15 protein-coding genes are annotated in these 21,803 nt (G+C 37.7%); 11 read left to right on the plus strand and 4 right to left on the minus strand.

The features are described from left to right. Positions 1 to 14: 14 nt before the first annotated feature. The 8 genes from EV201_RS13610 (at position 15) to EV201_RS13645 (ending at position 12,989) form a co-directional block, all read left to right on the plus strand. Positions 15 to 893: a DUF4296 domain-containing protein gene (locus tag EV201_RS13610; RefSeq protein WP_130308199.1), complete on the plus strand. Its 879-nt coding sequence runs from the start codon at positions 15 to 17 to the stop codon at positions 891 to 893. After that, positions 890 to 1,633, plus strand: a complete 744-nt coding sequence (locus EV201_RS13615; protein WP_130308200.1) for an amidohydrolase family protein — start codon at positions 890 to 892, stop codon at positions 1,631 to 1,633. Before EV201_RS13610 ends, EV201_RS13615 begins: the two co-directional genes overlap by 4 nt. A 233-nt stretch (positions 1,634 to 1,866) precedes the next feature. Beyond that, positions 1,867 to 5,400, plus strand: a complete 3,534-nt coding sequence (gene porW / locus EV201_RS13620) for a type IX secretion system periplasmic lipoprotein PorW/SprE (RefSeq protein ID WP_479722813.1) — start codon at positions 1,867 to 1,869, stop codon at positions 5,398 to 5,400. A 161-nt stretch (positions 5,401 to 5,561) separates the two neighbouring features. Further along, complete coding sequence (gene porX, locus EV201_RS13625; RefSeq protein ID WP_242610495.1) at positions 5,562 to 7,121, plus strand: T9SS response regulator signal transducer PorX; 1,560 nt, start codon at positions 5,562 to 5,564, stop codon at positions 7,119 to 7,121. Positions 7,122 to 7,161: 40 nt separating this feature from the next. After that, on the plus strand, positions 7,162 to 7,587 hold the full coding sequence (gene tsaE, locus EV201_RS13630) for a tRNA (adenosine(37)-N6)-threonylcarbamoyltransferase complex ATPase subunit type 1 TsaE (RefSeq protein WP_130308203.1): 426 nt from the start codon (positions 7,162 to 7,164) through the stop codon (positions 7,585 to 7,587). 114 nt (positions 7,588 to 7,701) lie between these two features. Then, the gene (locus EV201_RS13635) at positions 7,702 to 8,925 is read left to right on the plus strand and encodes an alanine dehydrogenase (RefSeq protein ID WP_130308204.1); all 1,224 of its coding nucleotides are present in this window, start codon (positions 7,702 to 7,704) and stop codon (positions 8,923 to 8,925) included. 253 nt (positions 8,926 to 9,178) lie between these two features. After that, a complete protein-coding gene (locus EV201_RS13640) occupies positions 9,179 to 11,086 on the plus strand; it encodes a tetratricopeptide repeat-containing sensor histidine kinase (protein ID WP_130308205.1) in 1,908 nt (635 codons plus the stop codon). Between the two features lie 13 nt (positions 11,087 to 11,099). After that, on the plus strand, positions 11,100 to 12,989 hold the full coding sequence (locus EV201_RS13645; RefSeq protein WP_130308206.1) for a tetratricopeptide repeat-containing sensor histidine kinase: 1,890 nt from the start codon (positions 11,100 to 11,102) through the stop codon (positions 12,987 to 12,989). An 83-nt stretch (positions 12,990 to 13,072) separates the two neighbouring features. On the opposite strand, the gene sucD is transcribed toward EV201_RS13645, so the two are convergent. Together sucD and sucC are read right to left on the minus strand one after the other, a co-directional pair. Then, the gene (gene sucD, locus EV201_RS13650; RefSeq protein WP_130308207.1) at positions 13,073 to 13,948 is read right to left on the minus strand and encodes a succinate--CoA ligase subunit alpha; all 876 of its coding nucleotides are present in this window, start codon (positions 13,946 to 13,948) and stop codon (positions 13,073 to 13,075) included. 54 nt (positions 13,949 to 14,002) lie between these two features. Then, entirely contained in the window at positions 14,003 to 15,175 is a 1,173-nt protein-coding gene (sucC, locus tag EV201_RS13655; protein ID WP_130308208.1) for an ADP-forming succinate--CoA ligase subunit beta, read from the minus strand. A gap of 288 nt (positions 15,176 to 15,463) precedes the next feature. Here sucC and EV201_RS13660 point away from each other — a divergent pair, with 288 nt between their 5' ends. Next, on the plus strand, positions 15,464 to 15,913 hold the full coding sequence (locus EV201_RS13660; RefSeq protein WP_130308209.1) for a hypothetical protein: 450 nt from the start codon (positions 15,464 to 15,466) through the stop codon (positions 15,911 to 15,913). 201 nt (positions 15,914 to 16,114) lie between these two features. Here the strand turns inward: EV201_RS13660 and metK are convergent, their stop codons facing one another. Both metK and gldA read right to left on the minus strand, forming a co-directional pair. Continuing rightward, entirely contained in the window at positions 16,115 to 17,371 is a 1,257-nt protein-coding gene (metK, locus tag EV201_RS13665; protein ID WP_130308210.1) for a methionine adenosyltransferase, read from the minus strand. 421 nt (positions 17,372 to 17,792) lie between these two features. Beyond that, positions 17,793 to 18,692, minus strand: a complete 900-nt coding sequence (gene gldA / locus EV201_RS13670; RefSeq protein ID WP_130308211.1) for a gliding motility-associated ABC transporter ATP-binding subunit GldA — start codon at positions 18,690 to 18,692, stop codon at positions 17,793 to 17,795. A 236-nt stretch (positions 18,693 to 18,928) separates the two neighbouring features. Here gldA and ispG point away from each other — a divergent pair, with 236 nt between their 5' ends. Then, complete coding sequence (ispG, locus tag EV201_RS13675; RefSeq protein ID WP_130308212.1) at positions 18,929 to 20,884, plus strand: (E)-4-hydroxy-3-methylbut-2-enyl-diphosphate synthase; 1,956 nt, start codon at positions 18,929 to 18,931, stop codon at positions 20,882 to 20,884. Positions 20,885 to 21,016: 132 nt separating this feature from the next. Continuing rightward, complete coding sequence (locus tag EV201_RS13680) at positions 21,017 to 21,802, plus strand: hypothetical protein (RefSeq protein ID WP_130308213.1); 786 nt, start codon at positions 21,017 to 21,019, stop codon at positions 21,800 to 21,802. Position 21,803 lies beyond the last annotated feature (1 nt).

Here is a 21,803-nt window from a genome sequence, read left to right on the forward strand (position 1 = left end):
CCGTATGACTTATTATGAATAAACAATTTATATTTCTGCTTTTTGCAATGATCCTGATTTTCTCTTGTTCACCCAAAGAGGAAAAAACATATTTATCCAAGGATGATTTTACTCATATCTTGTTTGATATACATTTAGCAGATGGGGTATTAAGTACTAAAAATATTGTTACCCGAGGTAAAGAGTATCGTCCGAGTTATTATTATAATTCGATATATAAAAAGTATAACATTACGCCTGAGCAGTTTGATTCATGTGTGAGTTTTTATGCCCAGAATTCAGCCTTATACGAGAAGATTTATGAGAAAGTAATAGATTCTCTTAATCGTTTGGAGACCCAATTTCGTATTGCTTTAAAAGATTCTCTAGTTGTCAGAGATACCGTGAATTTGTGGAAGGGGAGAAGACGTATTCTCTTAGCCCGTGGAAGACATCATGATTTGAATTTTTCTATTCCTATTAGCGAAATGGGGATTTATACCGTTCGGGCAAAGGTTAAACGATTTAAAGATGATCGGAGCTGGAATCCGCTTTTAAAGGCATATTTCTGGAAAGAAGATTCTACAAAACAAGGAGAACGTATCTATTTCGATTCAATTCCTATCGACTATTCTGACAAATTTGTGCAATACGAAACGCAGTTGGAGCGCCCCGATTCTTCTTACACAGAGTTAAGAGGACGTATTATTGCCTGTAATAATCCGGATAGTAATTTTACACAACATATGGATTTGAGAGACATCATGATTTTCAATCCACAAATTAAGCGGGATTCATTAGGTTTGGATTCTCTGATGAAAATGAAGCGATTCGGGAGAGATAAACTCGATAGATATGAAGAGCTTGAAAGACCCCGAAGACTAAAAGATATAGAAGAGCTAAAGAAGAAATGAGAAAGATCTCTGCCAGTTATATTATCAGTAATGTTGGAGCTCCCTTGAGGAATGGAATTTTAATTTTGAACGATGATAATTCGGTTGCCGAATTGGTTGATAGAAAGGGATCCGTTAAAGAAATTCAAAATCTGGAATACTACAGTGGGGTTCTCGTACCCGGTTTTGTTGATGTTTTCACATTTCTTTCGTGGCCTGAAATGCATGCTGATCGTTTAAATTTTAAAGATTTAAATAATCTCCCATTGGGCGAAAGTGGAGATCTGAAATCTATCCAAAGAGGAATTAATCACCTTGAAGCATTCGGAACAAAGGGTGCTGCTGATTTTTTCCCTTTAAGTATCAGCCAAAATCTTAAATCGATGTCCGGAATTTGTTTTAGAGATGTTCACACCTCTTCTGGAAATGACTTTTTATCAGAAATACCTGATTCAATTTTAGGCCGATTATTTCCCAACAATATTTCTTTAGATAAGGCGTTTTGTATAGGTACAGGAAGTTTATCAAGTCATCAGAAATTATCGGTTTTTGAAGAGCTTAAATATCTTCAAAAGATTAAGCCTGAATTAAATCTGGAACAACTTATAAAGTGGGCCTGTCTAAACGGAGCCAAGCTTTTGGGTTTTGATTCTCTAGGGAGTTTTGACACCGGAAAACAGCCTGGAGTTAACTTGATTACTAATCTTGATTATGAGACTTTCAGTTTAAAGGCTGATAGTCAGCTAAAGGTTCTGGTATAGAGGAATGTTCTGATCTTTCATTTTTCTTTTGAGGATGGATAGTTAAGAGTAAACTTAAATTTGAATTTTAATAAATTCAATTCTGTATAAAAATTAGTTACTAAGGCTGATAGCTAACTAATCTATTTGTATATTGTTTCGTATTTTCAGATAGATTATTCAGGTCTTCTGACCTCAGTTATTTCCAATAAAATAGAATTGCTTTGAATAAAGGAAAGATAAATATTGCAGTTTTGAGTCTAGTTATAATTCTCTTTTCAATAGCTTGCTCGAATCAAAAAAATACGTTTGTGAGTCGACAGTATCACGCACTCACCACATACTATAATGTGTTTTTTAATGGAAAAGAAAGTCTAAAGGCAGGTAAGAAGAAGATTGAAGAGGGGATCGAATATAATTACACCCTTGTTTTACCTGTTTTCGACTACGAGGATGCTAATGCACGTGCTTTAGCTGCTGGAGATATTGATAATGCTATTGAAAAGGCAACTAAGGCTATAAAATTGCACTCAATTACCAGGAAGCCTAAACGTAAAAAAGGCAAACAATCTGACAAGTATAAGGAATTTCGTAAAAAGCGTGAATTTAATAGTTGGATAGAGGATTGTTATTTGTTGTTGGGCAAGGCTCAGTTTTATAAAGGGGACTACAGAACGGCAGAAAAAGCCTTGATGCAAGGTTTGAAAGATTTTCCGGAATCGAAATTGAAATCTGAATTTCAAATTGAATTGGCACGCTGTGAGATCTACCAGGAAAATTATTCAGGAGCTGTCAACCTATTGGATGAAGTGAATGCGTTACCGAAACTGTCAAGAAATAGCAGACAGGAAGTTGCTGCCCTTCTCGCTGATATTGGCATTCGTGAAAAAAATTACGGAGCAGCTATCTCGAACCTACAAACTGCAATTGAATTGCAAACCACGAAGCGTATTAAGGCTAAATATTATTATATTCTGGGTCAGCTCTATTTAAAACTTGATCAGGCGAGTAATGCGTCCGATGCTTTTCAGCGTTTGATACAATTACATTCGACTTATGAGATGGCTTTTAATGCCAAGATTTCACAGGCTCTCACTTATTCAGGATCGGAGAATGGCATGGAAATTCGTAAGCAACTGAATAAAATGCTTAAGGATCAGAAGAATGCGGATTACAGGGATCAGATCTACTTTGCTTTGGCAGAAATGGATATGAAAGATGGTGATAAGAATTCTGCCCTCGCCAACTATTGGAATTCGACCAGAGAAAGCGTGGATAATGTTAATCAAAAAGCCGTATCGTTTATTAAGTTAGCTGATCAATATTTTGCCGATTTAAATTATAAGAAAGCTCAGATTTGTTATGACAGTTCTATGGTTTATTTGGATCAGAACTATCCAAACTATAATGCTATTTCGGTAAGAGTTGGCAATCTGACAGATTTGGTTAATCATCTCAATACAATTGAAAGGGAAGATAGCTTACAGCAAATAGCGAGGATGAGTGAAAAAGAAAGAGATTTCTTAATTCGGAATTTGATTGATAAGGAACTGGAAAAAGAGGAAGCTATTAAACTGGCTGAAGCTGAAAGCAGAGCTGATAAAACGTTCTTTACCCAGAATAATATGGTGGGAAATTTCCGATCAAACAATTCGAATCAAACGCAAGGAAACTGGTATTTCTATAATCCAACAACGGTAGGTCTTGGAAAGTCTGAGTTTCAACGCAAATGGGGAAGACGAAAGTTGGCGGATAATTGGAGACGTAAGAACAAATCGATAGCTACGGGTGATGATTTTAATGAAACAGCCGAAGATATAAATGATGGTGCTGAAGCCAATCAAGTGAAAGCCGACCCCAAGAGTCGGGCCTATTATCTGGCTGATTTACCTTTGACTGACGATTTGATGGAGAAATCGGACCAGAAAATTATGGAAGCCTTGCACGAGGCATCATTTGTTTATTCTGAGCGTTTATCTGATAAAGCTAAAGCTCTGGAAACAATGGAAACCTTGCTTAAGCGTTTTCCAGAAAATCCATATCTGTTGTCTGCATATTATCAGTGTTACTCATTATGTGTTCAGAATGGGAATTTATCCAAATCAGACTATTATAAGAATCGAATTCTGACTGAGTTTGCTGACACAGATTATGCTAAAGCGATTAAAGATCCAAACTACTGGGCGAAAATTGAAGCTGAAAATAAAGAGACTGAGTCTTTATATATGGCAGCTTATGATGCCTTCCAGAACTTTTATTACGATGAGGTTGTTCGAATGTGTGAGCAGGCTATAGAGAAATATCCGGAGTCAAAATTGGAGTCAAATTTTTTATTCCTAAGGGCATTATCGATTGGTCGAACTCAAGATGTCGATGAATTTAAGAAGGTTCTTCAAGAATTAATCGATTCCAAACCCAATAGCGAAATTGAAGAGGTTGCTCGTGGTATTCTGAGTACCATAAATGCGGGGTCAGTACCAGTGCGTTATTCTCAGGAGGATATGAATAAGGCGCGTCAGAACCGTTTGCTGATTAATTGGAGAATTGAAGATCAATTAGCTTTGGAAATGGAGAACGGTAGTCGTGATGATTTAAACTCAGAGAAGGACTATTTCAAATTTATTCCTGATGAAGAACACTATTTTGTTCTGTTATTCAAAAAAAGGGCAGCCGATCCTAACAGGGTGATGTTTAATATCGATCAGTATAATAGGTCTGCCAACAAGAGAAACCTAAGAACCGACAGACTTTCGTTAAATAAGAATGATATTATTATTCTGGTAAAAGGACTCAAGGATAAGACAGAAGGGCTTAAGTATTTTAATGAAATTGTTGTTTCAGATAAGGCGTACAAAGGCTTGGAGAATATTCCCTATAAAAATTTCTTAATCTCAGTTTCCAATTTTGAAACAATGAAAAAGGATGAGCTCGTTAATGAATATATGAGCTTTTACAAGAAGCATTATTACCAGAAGAAAACGGTTTTAGTAAAAAAAGAAGGGGAGTTGGTTGATCCCGAATTTGAGGATCAGAACTTTGAAGTCGATTCGAGTGATAATCATCGTTTTATTCTTTTAGTGCCTACGCGTAAAATGAATGTGATTAAACTGAAAAATGATGTTTTCAATCACGATAAGGATTTCAGCGTTATAAAGGAACCGTATGATAAGACCCGAACGATGATCGCGGTTAATAACCTTGGGCCACAAAACTCGGCTATGGAATATTTTAATCAGATTGCTTCTGATAAAAAGGTCTTTGATCAGTTGGCTCAGGTTGATTACGAGAGTTTTGTTATTGGGGAAAAGAACTTTATGAGGTTTTTTGTAAACAGAACATTGGATAAGTACTTGTCTTTTTTCACCGAAAATTATATCATAAAGGCAGCTAAAGAAAAAAGGCTCGAAAAGAAAACTGTTGAAGTTGATGATGGTCCCTATGTGTATGATCCCAATATTGCTCACGATTTTGTTTTGATTTTTAATAAAGAAGGCGTTAATGCCAAGCTTGTTGAAAATGGCATCAAAAAATATAACACCAGAACTTTAAAAACGGAACGTTTGTCTCTTGATGAGAAACGCGATATGATTGTGGTTTCGAACATGCGAAATAAGAAGCAAGCAATGATGTATTTCAGAGCCATTATTTCAAACCGGAATTTGTTCGATCAGGTTGAGAAGTCAGGTTATCGCAATTTTATCATTTCAAAGGATAATTTTGAAGTGTTTAAAAATCTCATGGATACTGATCAGTATCTAAAATTCTTTAGCAAACGCTATTTAAATTAAGCTTTCTTAATATTTAAATTGAAATATATTAAAGGGAAGAACGTTACTTGTTGAGTAGAACAAGTTGGATAAACATTATCCCGGAATATCTTGTTACTACATTAAATATCAAAGGTGATGTCCGGTACATTGCCAATTGTAGAATTCTAATAGGAATGTACGTGAAAGCAATTAAGATACTTTGGGTAGACGATGAGATCGATTTATTGATACCGCATATTATTTTTCTCGAGGGGAAAGATTATAGTGTAGACACATGTAATAATGCACCTGAGGCCATTGATATGGTTCGAAACACCCATTACGATTTGATTTTATTGGATGAGAATATGCCCGGTATGTCAGGTTTGGAAGCCTTGTCTGAAATAAAGGCAATCGACCTTACCCTTCCCATTGTCATGATCACAAAAAGCGAAGAGGAAGATATCATGGATGAGGCTATTGGAGGCCATATAAGCGACTATCTGATCAAGCCGGTAAATCCCAAACAGATTCTTCTGAGTATCAAGAAAAATACAGATAAAAGACGATTAGTGTCTGAAAAAACCACCTCCGCATATCAATCCCGTTTTTCACAATTGGGCATGGAAATTAATGATTGCAGAAGTCTGGAGGATTGGAAACAGGTTTATAAAAAATTGGTGTTTTGGGAATTGGAGTTGGCCAGTATTGAGGACTCGGGTATGGATGAGGTGCTTAAAATGCAAAAGTCTGAAGCCAATAATCTTTTTACTCGTTTCATTAAGAAAAACTATTTGGATTGGATCAATTCTGAGAGTCATGATAAACCCCTCTTTTCACATAATGTTTTTAAAGACAAAGTTTTTCCTTTATTGGATAAGGGTGAGAAAGTCGTTTTTGTTTTAATCGACAATTTGCGAGTCGACCAGTGGCAGGTTATATACCCCATCATAAGCGATTATTTTGTGATGAAGGATGATGACATGTATTGCTCAATTTTACCCACAGCAACGCAATACGCCCGAAATGCAATGTTTGCTGGTTTAATGCCTTTGGATATTCAGAAACGACACCCTGAATTGTGGATTAATGAAGATGAGGATAGCAGTAAGAACATACATGAAGAAGAATTGTTAGCCTTGCATTTAAAACGCAAATTCAAAGATGTAAAATTTAATTACGAGAAGGTGAATTCTAAGAAATCCGGCGCTAAAATCATCGATAGTCTGTCAACTTTATTAGATTCTCAACTGAATGTTTTTGTTTACAATTTTGTAGATATGCTTTCTCACGCACGTACCGAAAGTGAGATGATTCGTGAATTGGCAAATGATGAGGCAGCTTATCGTTCATTGACTACTTCCTGGTTCGAACATTCTCAGTTGTTGGAGTTGATTAAGAAATTATCAGAGCAAAATATAAAATTGATCATCTCAACTGACCATGGGGCTATTCGCGTTCAGAATTCCATAAAAGTGGTTGGGGACAGACAGACCAACACCAACCTGAGGTATAAGCAAGGTCGAAATTTGAACTATAACCCTAAGGAAGTTTTTGAAGTGACCAAACCCGCTCAAGCTTGTTTACCTCAGATGAATATGAGTTCATCCTATATTTTTGCAACAGGAGAAGATTTTTTGGCCTATCCGAATAATTATAATTATTACAGCTCGTATTATAAAAATACATTTCAACATGGTGGGATTTCATTGGAAGAAATGTTAATTCCTTTAATAACTTTGAGCCCAAAGAAAAAATAAATGTTTTTGATAGTATTAGATACAACTAGTAAACGTGAAAATGACAGACTTAAGGATAAATAGCCTGGAAGATATTAATTCAGTGGCGAAGCAATTTATTGAATTAGTGGGGGAGCGACATCGAGTTTTTGCTATGTATGGTTCGATGGGTGTTGGTAAAACGACTTTTGTGAAGGCCGTTTGCGAAGAGTTGGGAGTAGAGGATACCATTAACAGCCCTACCTTTGCTATTGTAAACGAATATCATACCCGGAAAGATCAGATTGTTTATCATTTCGATTTTTATAGAATTGAAGATGTGCAGGAGGCTTATGATTTTGGCTACGAAGATTATTTTTATTGTCAAGCCATGTGTTTCATCGAATGGCCCGAGCGTATCGAATCAATTTTACCATCCGATGTTATTAATCTGAATTTTACTGAAGAAGAGGACGGAAGTCGAATGATTCAGGTTCAGATGGACTAATTTCTCATTCATTTAGCTCTTTCTTAGCCCGAGTAATTATCAAAATCTGTTAAGCTCTAAAAAAAACATTAACTTGTATTTCTAAAGACGACACTAACGGTATAAATGACGATTATGACAAACCTAGGTGATACCCCTAAAAATTTCCCCGTTGGATATGAATTTTATCATCCGAAGGAGAGACTTTTAGAGATTGAGAAGAGTAAAAAGCGATTGGTGATAGGTCTTCCCCGTGAGGATTATAAAGGCGAGAATCGTATTTGTTTGACACCACTTACAGTTGAGATGTTGGTGAATAACGGGCATGAAATTATTATTGAGGAAGGCGCGGGTCTTGCATCAAATTATTCCGATAGAGAATACAGCGAGAAAGGGGCACAAATAGTTCGCACTAAGGAAGAAATATACCAATGCGATATCGTTTTACAGATTTCGCCTTTGTCATCTGACGAGATTGAAATGCTTAAGGGGAATCAGATTATAATGTCTGCTCTCCAGGTGCATTGTCAGTGTGCTGAAGATATTCGGAAATTGATGTACAAAAAAGTGACCGCAATTGCCTTTGAGTATCTGAAAGATAGAGATAATCATTTCCCTGTAATACGTTCGATGAGTGAGATAGCTGGGGTGTCTGCCATCATGATTGCAGGAGAGTATTTAAGTAAGGGCAAGGGGGGCAAAGGTGTTTTACTAGGTGGTGTCACGGGCGTTTCACCAACCGAAGTGGTTATCCTTGGAGCAGGCACTGCAGCTGAATATGCAGCAAGGGCCGCCATGGGACTTGGTGCCAACATTAAAGTCTTTGACAATTCGATGTATCGCTTACGCCGAATGGAAGATCATCTAGGGCAACGTATTCACACCTCTACATTTCATCCCCATGTGCTAACTAAAGCATTAAAATCAGCCGATGTTGTTATTGGGGCTCTTCGCTACGAAGGGAATCATCCGGGAACCTTTGTCACCGAGGAAATGGTTAAGGAAATGAAGCCGGGTTCTGTTATCATCGATTTGAGTATTGATCAGGGAGGATGTTTTGAGACCTCAGAAATAACGACTCACAAAAATCCTGTATTTCGAAAGCATGATGTGATTCATTATTGTGTCCCAAATTTGGCTTCTCACGTCAGTAGAACGGCATCCTTGGCTATGAGTAATATTTGCGCACCGCTTTTATTGCATATTGGTAATAATGGCGGGTTACATCAATTTTTAAAGACCGATATGGGCCTTCGCCATGGGACTTACATCTATCGTGGAATTTTAACCAACCAACGTTTAGGCGATTGTACGGGTATATTAGCTAAGGATATTAATCTGTTTTTTGCATCGATGTAATTTAAGAAAGTTGATTTTGAATTCCCTTACCTAAAATGTGTTTTGTACCGTTAGTTCCATGCATTTAAAACATATAAATTGATATTTAAATCATAATTGAAGCTTACTTTTATTGAGTAGGCTTTTTTTTTGTTTTGACTGATAGGACTTTCCGTAACTGGATAATTTGCATTATAAAGCTATTCTTATTGAATCTTAAGTTTTGTTTCTCAATACTTTTGTTTTATTTTGCCAACTTAAATAAGCCTTTATTATGCAAAAAAAGTTCTACCTCCTGTTTTTCATATTGAATTCTTTTGTTTCAATCCTTAATGCTCACAATTCAAAGGATGAATCGCCCCTAAATATTCATGAACAAATTATTTCGAAACTGATAGAATCTTCGGTTAGTTTTCGTGATAGTAGTGAAAACAGAAGTGTTGAGATTTGCGAAAAAGCTATTAACCTGGCAGAAAAAGAACAGACCGATTCCTTATTGGCTTTTGCTTATAAAACCCAAGGGATTAATTACTATTATCTTCGCGAATATGATTTGAGTATGACATATTATAATAAGGCTTTGAACAAGTTTGAAGAATTGGGTAATTTGATTCAGGCAGCTAAAGTTTTAGGAAATATTGGTGTCATTTATAAAAGGAGAGGTGAGTACAATAAAGCTTTGGAGTATTATTTGAGAGAAGTTGATATTTTTTCTGAAATAGAATATACTGCGGGTTTAACTTCCATCTATCTAAATTTAGGGAATATATCTGTTCTGATGGGTAATCTTGACAGAGCAGAAGAATATTACACCTTAGGTTATGATCTGGCCGTTAAGACTGATAATTTGACAGATCAAGTTAGTGCCTTAAATAATTTAGGTGTTATTTATGAGAATCAAGATAAGTTTGAAGATGCATTAAAGGTCTATAAAAAGTCTTTAAAAAATGTTCTGGGTAGCGGAAATAATACAATGGAGAGTAAGTTGTATCTGAATATTGGGATCATTTATAGAAGAACAAAAGATTACGATCGCGCTTCTGATTATCTGAATAAAAGTTTTAATATCAGAAAGCTAAAGGGGAATTATGAAGAACTTCTGAGTGTTTACAATGAGTTGTTTGAACTGGCACTTGCTAAAGAGGAGTACATTAACGCCAAAAGACAGCTTGGACCGATGCAGGATTTGGCAGAGACCAATCACGATCCCGGATGGTTGGCAGATGTTTATCAAGCCAATACTAAATATTGCAAGGCAGTTGGGAATTATAAGTTAGCTCTTGAGTCTTATGAAAATTCCAGAAGAATTGGGGATTCAATTCAAAAGGCTTTTGATGACGAAAAATACAATGATTTGATGCTTAAGTATGATATGGATCATACCAAGCAGAAAATGGAGTTGATGACTCAGAAAGCCCAGATTCAGAGTCTGGAGTTAGATAAAAAGAATGCCTGGCTGGTGGCAATGTTTGTCATTATGCTTTTGGGCGTGATTGCCATTGTGGTGTCCTTTAGGATTAATAAACTAAAAGCGCAGCATAAGTTGATGAGTCTGGATCAAAAAGTCCTGTTATCGCAAATGAATCCACATTTTTTATTTAATGCGTTAACGGCAGTTCAGTCTTTGGTTCTGGATAATGAAAGTGATAAGGCTAATCTGTATCTGTCAGAATTGGGGACTTTGGTTCGTAATATATTGGAGGATTCCCGAGAGGAAAATATCAGCTTGAGAAAAGAATTGGACACCCTGCATAAATATATTGAACTACAAAAGTTGCGTTTTGATTTTGCAATTGATTTCCGTTTCGATATTGATGAGAAGATTGATTTAGATGAAGTGAATATTCCCCCCATGTTAACCCAACCTTTTATCGAAAATGCCCTGGTGCATGCCAATCTTCAGAAGGTAGAGAATCCAGAGATTCTTATCAAGTTAGAGCTGGTTGACGAAAGTGTTATTGCTTTTAGTATTCAGGATAACGGGATTGGGATAGAAGAAGGCCGGAAGCAGTCACTCATGAAAGAAAAGAAATCTTTGGCTATGCAAATTGCCCGTGATCGGATTCAGATTTATAATTACAAATCGAAACATCAGATGAAACTGGATATTATCGATCTGAAACACATCGATAAAGAGAATCATGGTACTTTAGCACGCTTTACAATTCCTACCCAGGCTTAAATCAATTCAATACATGCGAAAACTCGTTTTATTTGGTCTTTGTTTCTTACTTATTCATTTAAGTCTGAAGGGGAGTATCTTTTCTAAGGATAGTTTAAAAAAACGGTCCGACCATTACGATCAGTATTTAGATTCTATAAAGAAGATGGAATCTTTGAGATCGATTTCGCCTTCTGATTGTCTTAAATTTGGGAAAGAAGTCATTAATATGACGCGTTTAGATGCAGATCCTTCTTTGATTGGCTTAGCAGAAAAAACACAAGGAGTCAGTTATTATTATCAAGGTGTTTTCGATTCTGCTCTTTATCATTTTAATAAGGCCCTACCAGAGTTTTTAAAAGCCAAGCAAAAGCTCGATGTTGGGAAGGTGTGGAATAATATTGCTGTCATTTACAGGCGCACCAATAAGGCCGAACTAGCTTTAGAAGGTTATCTTAAAGCGAAGGAAATTTATGAGGAGGTTGGCTATCAAAGAGGAATTGCGACTATTTATTTTAATGTCGGAGGCGTTTATCATAGTTTAGAAAATTTTCTGGAAACTGAACACTACTATTTAATGGCGAAATCTCTGTTTGAAGATTTGGACTATGGCGCTCGACTTGGTGAGGTTAATATGAATCTGGGTGTTCTTTATCTGGGGCAAAAACAATATGATAGGGCTTTAAAGTATCTGAATAAATCAGAAATTTTTATTGAAGAATATGGTACTCCTCTGCAAAGAGGCGAACTTCTTCTAAATTTTGGAGAGGTGGCTTTTTATAAAAAAGAATATAAAAAGGCTTTAAGCTATTATGATGAATGTGAGGCGATTCGAATAAAAATCAATGATTTTTGGGGCTTACCTAAATCTTATGTTTATTCTGCCCAGTGTTTGACTGAATTAGAGCGATATGATGAAGCTCTCGACAAACTTAAGAAATCAGAAGATATTTGTCTGGAATATAAGTTGAGTGAAGATTTGGAAAAGACTTATTTGCAAAAATCAATTCTCTTTGAGAAGAGAAAGGATTTTGAACAGGCTTTATTCTACAGTAAAAGGGGGCAGACTCTTAAAGATTCGTTGAAATTTGATGATCAAACCCAGAGGTTGAATGAGCTTGAGTTCATACATTACCTGGACTTGAAAGAGAAAGAACTTGAGATCAAAAATCTTGATTTGAGCCGAAAAAATATTTTGCTTTTATCCCTTATTCTAGGGATTATTCTTGCCACGGCTTTTGTTCTTTTTTACATTAGGTCAAAATCATATAGAAACAAGCTTCAGACTTTATCATTGGAACAGAAAGTCCGTTTAAGTCAGATGAATCCTCATTTTCTGTTCAATTCACTCTCGGTGATTCAGGATTTTATTCTTGACAATAATAACGATAAGGCATTCAATTATCTGTCAAAATTATCCGGATTGGTAAGAGGTGTTCTGGAAAATTCAACTCAGGATTACATTTATGTAAGAGAGGAGTTGGATATTCTATCAGCTTATATTGAATTGCAGAATTTGCGCTTTGGTCAGGGGATTGCTTATCGTTTTGATATTGATTCAGAGATTGATCTGGATGAGATACGTATTCCTCCTATGTTGGTGCAACCTATTATTGAAAATGCTCTTGTACACGGAGAGTTGCGAAATAATCCTGAAGCAGAAATTAAGCTTTGTCTGGTTAGAAACAAAGAAGCGAATAGTATCGATTTCAGTATTGAGGATAATGGAGTGGGAATAGATATTAAACAAAAAAACATAGGGTCACACAAGTCGATGGGGACTAAAATTTTACATGATAGAGTCAGAATTTACAATTATTATTCGAAAAATACACTGAGTATTGATGTGATTGATTTGAAGACATTAAATAAGGATCTGCACGGAACACGGGTTAGTTTTAGTATTCCGCTTTGTCAAAATTAAACAACACACATTTAAGTTGAAAGTATAAAAAAGCCGTTCAAATTAATGAACGGCTTTTTTAATGATCAGATAGATAAACAGGTTTATCCCAAAACTTCTCTCATTTTATTTCCAATTTCTGCTGGTGATTTCACAACGTGAATACCTGCAGCTTCAAGAGCTTTCATTTTTTCAGCAGCGGTTCCTTTTCCACCAGCAATAATGGCACCGGCATGTCCCATACGTTTCCCTTCAGGAGCTGTTTGGCCCGCAATAAAGGCAACCACGGGTTTTTTCACATGCTCAGCAATATAGGCGGCAGCAGTTTCTTCATCCGAACCACCAATTTCACCAATAAGTACGATAGCCTCCGTGTCCGGATCTTCGTTTAATAGTTTAACCGCATCGATATGCTTGGTGCCGATAATTGGGTCGCCACCAATACCAATCGCAGTCGATTGCCCGAAACCTGCATTCCCAAGTTGGTGAACCGCTTCGTAAGTAAGGGTTCCCGAACGCGAGATAATTCCGATTTTACCTGGCTTGTGAATAAAGCCCGGCATAATCCCAATTTTTGCGACACCCGGGGTAATAACACCCGGACAGTTAGGTCCAATAAGGGTGGTCTTAGGACGCTTTTTAAGGAACTCGTGAACCTTAATCATATCCAATGTTGGAATTCCTTCGGTAATACACACCACAAGCTCTATGCCTGCATCAGCAGCTTCCATTACTGCATCGGCTGCGAAAGCGGGTGGAACAAAAATAACTGAGGCATTGGCCCCTGCCTTTTCAACCGCATCTTTCACGGTGTTGAAAACGGGTACGCTATCCATAAACATTTGTCCGCCTTTTCCTGGCGTCACACCGGCAACCACATTGGTGCCGTATTCTATCATTTGTTGGGTATGAAAACCCCCTTCTGAACCAGTAATTCCTTGAACCACTAGTCTTGTATCTTTATTGACTAATACACTCATTGTGTCGATTGTTTTAATAGTGATGGACCATGAATACTGATCCTTTTCTAATACTTATTTACTTACTGTTTGTCCCAAAGTGGCAACCACTTTCTCAGCAGAATCTTTAAGCTCAGTAGCGGCAATAATATTCATGCCTGATTCTTCAAGTAGCTTTTTACCTTCTTCGGCGTTGGTTCCCTGTAAACGAACCACAATAGGTACTTTAGTATTGATATTTTTGATGGCTTGAATAACGCCATTGGCCACACGGTCGCAACGAACGATACCGCCAAAAATATTGATTAAAACAGCTTTTACATTTTTATCTGAAAGGATAATGCGAAACCCTTGCTCGACTGTTTCAGCAGAAGCTGATCCCCCTACGTCAAGGAAGTTGGCGGGTTCGCCTCCGGTTAATTTAATAATATCCATGGTTCCCATAGCCAAACCGGCACCATTAACCATACAGCCAATGTTTCCATCCAGTTTGATATAGTTAAGACCTGATTTGCCAGCCTCAATTTCAAGAGGTTCTTCTTCGTCAAGATCGCGAAGAGGCACAATGTTTTTCTGACGGTACAGGGCATTGTTGTCGAAATCAGCCTTAGCATCTAAAGCTAAAACATCGCCTTCTTCAGTAACAACCAATGGGTTAATCTCGAATAGAGAAGCATCTGTTCCCATATAGGCATCGTACAAGGCCAGGAAGAATGTGACCGCATTTTTAAAAGCCGTTCCGGTCAAGCCTAATGAAAAAGCCATCTCTCTGGCTTGGAAAGCTTGCAAGCCCACTGAAGCATCAACCCCTACTTTTACAATCTTTTCAGGTGTTTCTTCGGCAACTTTTTCAATCTCCATTCCCCCTTCGGTTGATACCATAAAGGTGACTTTTGATGAGGCACGATCAAGAACAATGCCTGCATAATATTCATGTTTGATATTCGAAGCGGCTTCGATCCAAACTTTCTTCACCAATCGGCCTTCCGGTCCGGTTTGATGTGTGATTAGGGTCATTCCCAAAATATCGCTGGCATATTGACTCACGTCTTTTGCGGTTGGCGCAAATTTAACGCCACCACCTTTACCGCGGCCTCCGGCGTGAATTTGGGCTTTAACGACAACAGGCAGTCCAATTTCCTGAGCTGCTTGTTCTGCTTCTTTTACTGTAGAAGCAATTTTCCCTTGGGGAACAGGTACACCATAAGATTTTAAGATCTCTTTGGCTTGGTATTCATGAATCTTCATGGGCTAAAAATTATTGTGGCTTAGTTAGAATAACTTGTTTCAAGTCGATTTTTGTAAGCTTAAAACAAGCCTTGTTTTTTTAACGAACCTAAATATATAAATAACTAAATGAATATAAAAAGAAGAGAAGCCTTTTTTCGGACTTCTTTGTCTTTTTATTTTAAAATCCCTGATATAGAACCGGTTTGAGTGTCTGCACTACTTTTGTCAAAAAATAAGAGATAAGGTTTGCTTATTTTTTCAATATCTTAGTGAACAATTTAATATTTATTTATCAGATTTTAAAAGATGGAAAATTTAGAAACAGCCGCATCGGAGAATAAAAACGAGTTGGTGTTGGAAATTCAAGCTGAAGCGTATTTGAGTGAAACAAGAAAGTGGACGAAGTTCTTCGCAATTTTAGGTTTCATTTTTATGGGACTGGGACTTTTAGGTTCTCTGGGCTTATTTGCTGCCTCAAGTATGATGAGTGCTTACACGCCATTTCCTATGGGTGCATTGGGCGTTTTTTATTTATTAATCATTGGGCTTTATTTCTTCCCTATTTATTATTTGCTTCAGTTTTCAAACAAGGCAAAGGAAGCTTTGATGTCACGTAGTTCACAGGCTCTTACCGAGGCGATGGGTTACATCAAGTCGCATTACAAATTTATTGGTATCATGACTATTGTGATGCTGGCTTTATACCCAATCATTATTATTGGAGCGATTATCTTCCGTGCAAGCCAAGGCTTCTAATTCAGATATCTTATTTTATTAAAAGCTCCCTTCCTGCTTATGTGGAAAGGGAGCTTTTGTTGTCTGAGAAGTCTTCTGATTATCTGTTAGTTTTGTGTGTCAGGCCATGACTAAATTTTATGACTCTCAAGAAAAGATTATTACAAAAAAGAGAGCACCCATCCGGATGCTCTCTTTTGTTTTATCTAATTTGAAAAGGGATTAAAGCTTGAAAGCTTCTTTCACTTTGTCAACGTAGTCTAGTTTTTCCCAAGTGAATAGCTCTACTTCTAGTTCCTTATCTTCGAAGTAAGGTGAATGGAATTTCTTCACAACAGTACGAGGTGTACGTCCCATATGACCATAGGCAGCAGTCTCTTCGTAAATCGGGTTACGCAGCTTTAGGCGTTGTTCGATAGCAGCAGGACGAAGGTCGAAAATCTCAGCAATTTTATCTGCAATTTCACCTTTACTCATGTCCACATTACACTTGCCATAAGTGCCTACATAAATGCCAACAGGCTCAGCTACACCAATGGCATACGAAAGTTGTACCAACATTTCGTCAGCCACACCGGCAGCAACCAGGTTTTTAGCAATATGACGAGCTGCATATGCAGCCGAACGGTCGACCTTCGAAGGATCTTTACCCGAGAATGCACCACCACCGTGAGCCCCTTTTCCACCGTAAGTGTCAACAATAATTTTACGACCTGTAAGACCTGTATCACCATGAGGACCACCAATTACAAATTTACCGGTTGGATTCACATGAAGAATAAAGTTATCATCGAAGAAAGCCTGAACACGTGCTGGCAACATTTTAATCACACGAGGGATTAGGATATTGCGAACATCGTCCTTAATCTTAGCCAACATTGTTTCATCATCAGGACCAAAATCGTCGTGCTGAGTCGAAACCACAATAGTGTGTACTCTTTCGATGGTATCATCGTCAGCATACTGAATGGTAACCTGTGATTTTGAATCAGGACGCAAGTAGGTCATTTCTTTTCCCTCGCGGCGAATTTCAGCCAACTCCATTAACAAACGGTGAGATAATTCAAGTGATAATGGCATGTAATCGTCAGTTTCTTTGCTGGCGTATCCAAACATCATCCCCTGATCACCTGCTCCCTGGCTCATTGGATCTTCACGATCGACACCACGGTTGATATCATCTGATTGCTCGTGAATTGCCGTTAACACACCACATGATGTGCCGTCGAACTGGTATTCGCTTTTGGTATAACCAATACGGTTGATCACCTGGCGAGCTACTTCCTGAGTATCGATATAGGTTTTTGTTTTTACTTCTCCTGCTAAAACAACTTGTCCGGTTGTTACCATGGTTTCGCAAGCCACCTTCGAGTTTGGATCGAAAGCTAAGAATTTGTCCAATAAAGCATCTGAAATTTGATCAGAAACCTTATCCGGATGTCCCTCTGAAACAGATTCAGATGTAAATAAATATCCCATAATTTTTTAGAGTTATAAGCACTTAGATTTTAAAACTTTAGCCTGATTGGGGCATTAAAGACACCTTAGTACTGATTTAAAAAAAATATACGGGAAAGCATTGGTTGTACAATGTACAGAAAATGAAATAGGGTAAGTATTACTCTTTTTAGCATTTTTTTCTGTGGTCGCAAGCAGCCAAATCTTTCCACTTAATTCGATGCAAAGGAAAGCAATCTTTCTCAAACAAACAAGCTTATGCAGACTGCTTCTTCTTAAGAATATAAAGGACTTAGGTTAAAAAAGACTAAAATCTCTTTATTATTTGCGCTCTAGCCGCTGGGCTCTTACTTTTCATCAGCAATTTATTTCTCCTCTTTGGAGAGGAGGAGAAATTGAATACACTGTGAGTCTTGTGGCTTTATTGAACAAGTACTTATTGTTATCGAGTCAGCTCATGGAATAAAGATTCCAAATTACGTTCCTGAGATTTCATTTCGATAAGAATTAAATTGTTGCTAACAGCCATTTGAAAAATTTGCTCACGCACATCGTTTGTAGCCGATATTTGGTAACGGTTGTTGGTTAAAGTTTCGACATGAGTAATGCCCGCAATAGTTTGAAATTGCGAGTTAGAAACGGGGCAGGTAAACTGCAATTCGAACACATGTGATTCTTTAATGCTGTGGATATGGTTTGCGGCCTGATCGGCGACTAGTTTACCTTTGTTTATTATAAGTACACGTTCGCAAATGGCTTCAACCTCTTGCATAATGTGGGTTGAGAGCATCACAGTTTTTTCTTTTCCGATATTCTGAATCAACTGTCGCACTTCAACCAGTTGGTTGGGATCGAGTCCGGTTGTGGGTTCGTCCAGAATTAAAACTTTGGGATCGTGAATAAGAGCCTGAGCCAGCCCAACCCGTTGTCTGTAACCTTTCGACAGCGCACCAATTTTCTTTTTTTGCTCCAGGCCCAGACCTGTGAGCTCAATCATTTCGTCTACCCTTTTTTTCTTGTTCCTGCCAAGCTTGTATATACCCGCTACGTATTCCAGATATTCCTTTACATACAGATCCAGGTATAGTGGGTTGTGCTCGGGCAAATAACCAATCTGTTTGCGGATTTCCAGAGAATGCTTCTCTATATTTAAGCCATTCACGAAGACATCTCCTGAACTTTGAGGCAGAAAACCTGTGATGATTTTCATCATAGTTGATTTACCCGCTCCATTGGGGCCAAGGAAACCAACCACTTCGGCATCTGAAATCTCAAAACTCAAGGTATCCAAAGCTTTTTGTTTGCCATAAAATTTACTGACGTCCTTTACTTGTATCGACATGGGCTTCTTATTTCTTGTAGAAAATGATTGGATCTGTGGGATTTTATCAAAGATTGAGGCTGACAATAAATCCCGGATCATTCGAAATTCAAATTTAAGAATTTATAGCTTACATTTGTACATCAAATAGTATCAGACGAAGATTTATCAATATCAAATAGCCTACAGCTTTATATCCATTTAGATAGACTTTATCACTTGGGACATATGAAAAAGCTGTTTATAATATAAAGTCCATGACAATTTCGAAACTCAATACATTCTGTAAAGATCTATTCAACTATTCACGACGTTTATCTTCTGAAACCCAAATCGGAAAAACGCCTTTGGGAGCAGAACAGCCTATTCGTATCCAGTCGATGACGAATACCGATACCAATGATGTAAAGGCTAGTGTTGAGCAAGCTATCAGAATGATAGAGTCGGGGGCTGAATATGTGAGATTGACGACCCAGGGTAAGAAGGAGGCAGAGAATTTGAAATTCATTAAGGCTGAATTAATGGAAAGGGGCTATGAAACGCCTTTGGTTGCCGATATCCATTTTAATCCGGAGGCAGCGACTATTGCGGCTCAGTATGTAGATAAAATTCGAGTGAACCCAGGTAATTTTGTAGACAAGAAAGCCGATTTGAAAGGTTCAGAATACAGTGAAGAAATGTATCAGGAAGGCCTGAAAAAAATCCGTAAGAAGTTTATTCCTCTGATTGATATCTGTAAAGAAAACAAAACGGCTATTCGCATTGGGACCAATCATGGTTCACTGTCTGATCGAATTATGAGTCGCTATGGCGATACCCCGCGTGGGATGGTTGAAGCGACACTTGAGTTTCTTCGTATTTGTAAGGAGGAGCGCTTTAATGATGTGGCCATTTCTATCAAATCGAGTAATACGGTGATGATGGTAAAAACGGTTCGTCTGCTGGTAAGCGAAATGAACAAGGAAGAGCTGTATTATCCTTTGCACTTGGGTGTAACTGAGGCTGGCGAAGGTGAAGATGGTCGAATTAAATCGGCTGTGGGTACAGGTGCTTTGCTTAATGATGGTTTGGGTGATACCATTCGAATTTCACTAACCGAAGATCCGGAAATTGAATCACCTGTTGGACGAAAGATGGTGGACTATGTTCTGGAAAAAGAAGGCCATTATCCCATTGCATCACCCTCGTATAGTCAGATTAATCTTTGTGATTTTTACAAACGATCGACTCAGGAAGTCGTTAATATTGGCGGGCGTAAGCCAGTTGTTGTTATTGCTGATTTTAGTTTGGAAAGGCATTTTAGTAGTGATTTCCCGGAGCAGATTGGTTACAAGATGAGTGCTGAAAGTTTGGAGTGGGAGAAAGGTGATCTGGCTGCTGATTTTATCTATACCAATGGTTTTGATCCTTCAATCAGAGATTTCCCTAAGGAGTTGGGATTGATTGTCGATTCGGTATGTTGGGAAGATGCGTTTCAGTATTCAGACAGAGTCCATCCTTTATTTTCTGCTGAGGTTTTTCTTCATGACGATTTGAGTTCTTTTACCTCTGATATTCATTTTGTCAGTTGTTCTTATTCTGATCTGACTGAAGAATTTATGAATAAGCTACAAGCGAACCCGAAGGCCGTTCTTCTTTGTCAGTCGAGACATCAAAATGCTTTTGCTGAGCAACGTGCTTTTGTTTTTAAACTGATTCAGTTCAATTGCAAAACACCAGTTGTTTTTCACCGATTGTTCAATGAAAATGATCTGGAAGACCTGCAGCTGAAATCAGCTTGCGATTTAGGAGCCTTATTTATTGATGGTTTGGGAAATGGCATTTGTTTAAATAATATTGGGAATATTTCCCGTGTAGAAGTTAATGCTGCTGCCTTTGGTATCTTGCAGGCCGCACGTGTTCGAACATCTAAAACAGAGTTTATTTCCTGTCCGGGATGTGGTCGAACTTTGTTTAAATTGCAAGATGTGGTTAGCGAAGTTAAACAAAAGTTTGCGCACTTATCTCATCTTAAAATTGGTGTTATGGGATGTATTGTGAATGGACCCGGCGAAATGGGCGATGTGGACTATGGCTATGTGGGTGCAGGAGCCGGAAGAGTATCCTTATACAAATCTCAGGAGCTGGTAAAGAAGAATATCTTGAGTGAGGATGCCATTGAAGAGTTGATTCAGATTATCAAAGAAAATGGGGATTGGAAGGATGCTAAATAGTAATATGTAAATAAGTTTTTTCTAAGAGGCGTTCATTTATCTAATTTTCTTATCTTGAATTGATTATTTAAGTTAAAATTAGGGAGCCAGCGCTCTCTTTGGTTGTTATATCATCCCCGTAATACAGGATTTATGAATTTCAGATTACTAGTTGTTTTTTTTCTATTCTTTTCTTCGCTAGCTTCCTCTCAGGAACTCAATGTCAAAGGAGTCTTCACGGGATCGAATGTTTATATTATGAATCCTTTTGCCCAAACGGAAGATGCTTTTACGATTGAATCAATTTCAATAAACGGGAAGCCCTATTCTGAGGCAATTCAATCAAGTGCTTTTGAAGTTGACCTGACTCATATGGGGTTTAAGTTGGGCGAAGATCTTCGATTTTCTATCAAGTATAAAGACTCGATTGTTCCTTCAATCATAAATATGGAGGCCATACAGGCAGTGAGTTCCTTCGAAATGAAGAAGGCATTTATCGATAAAGATCAATTTCTAAATTGGGGGTGTACAAATGAAATAGGGTCTCTAACCTTTTTTGTGCAGCAGTATCGATGGAATAAATGGCTTACAGTTGGGCAATTAAGAGGTGTTGGGACAGATGGGCTTAACTATTATAGGATAAAAGTTCCGGTTCATTCCGGTCAAAATATGTTTCGAGTTTACCAAATTGATCAGAGTGAAAAGGTAAGGTATTCGGATACGATTCAATTTCATTCCAAAATAAAGCCTGTTTATCTCGTTAACAAGAAAGTGACATCGAGGCTGAACTTCTCAGCCCCGACTCAATTTGAGATTTTCGATACCTTTGGCAACCTTATTTTCGATGGTTTTGGTAAGGAAGTTCGTTTTGATGATCTAATTCCCGGGAAATACTATGTGAATTACGATAATACCATTGGCGACTTTATCAAAGAATAAG

It is taken from the genome of Ancylomarina subtilis (assembly GCF_004217115.1).
In the GTDB taxonomy this organism is placed as follows: domain Bacteria; phylum Bacteroidota; class Bacteroidia; order Bacteroidales; family Marinifilaceae; genus Ancylomarina; species Ancylomarina subtilis.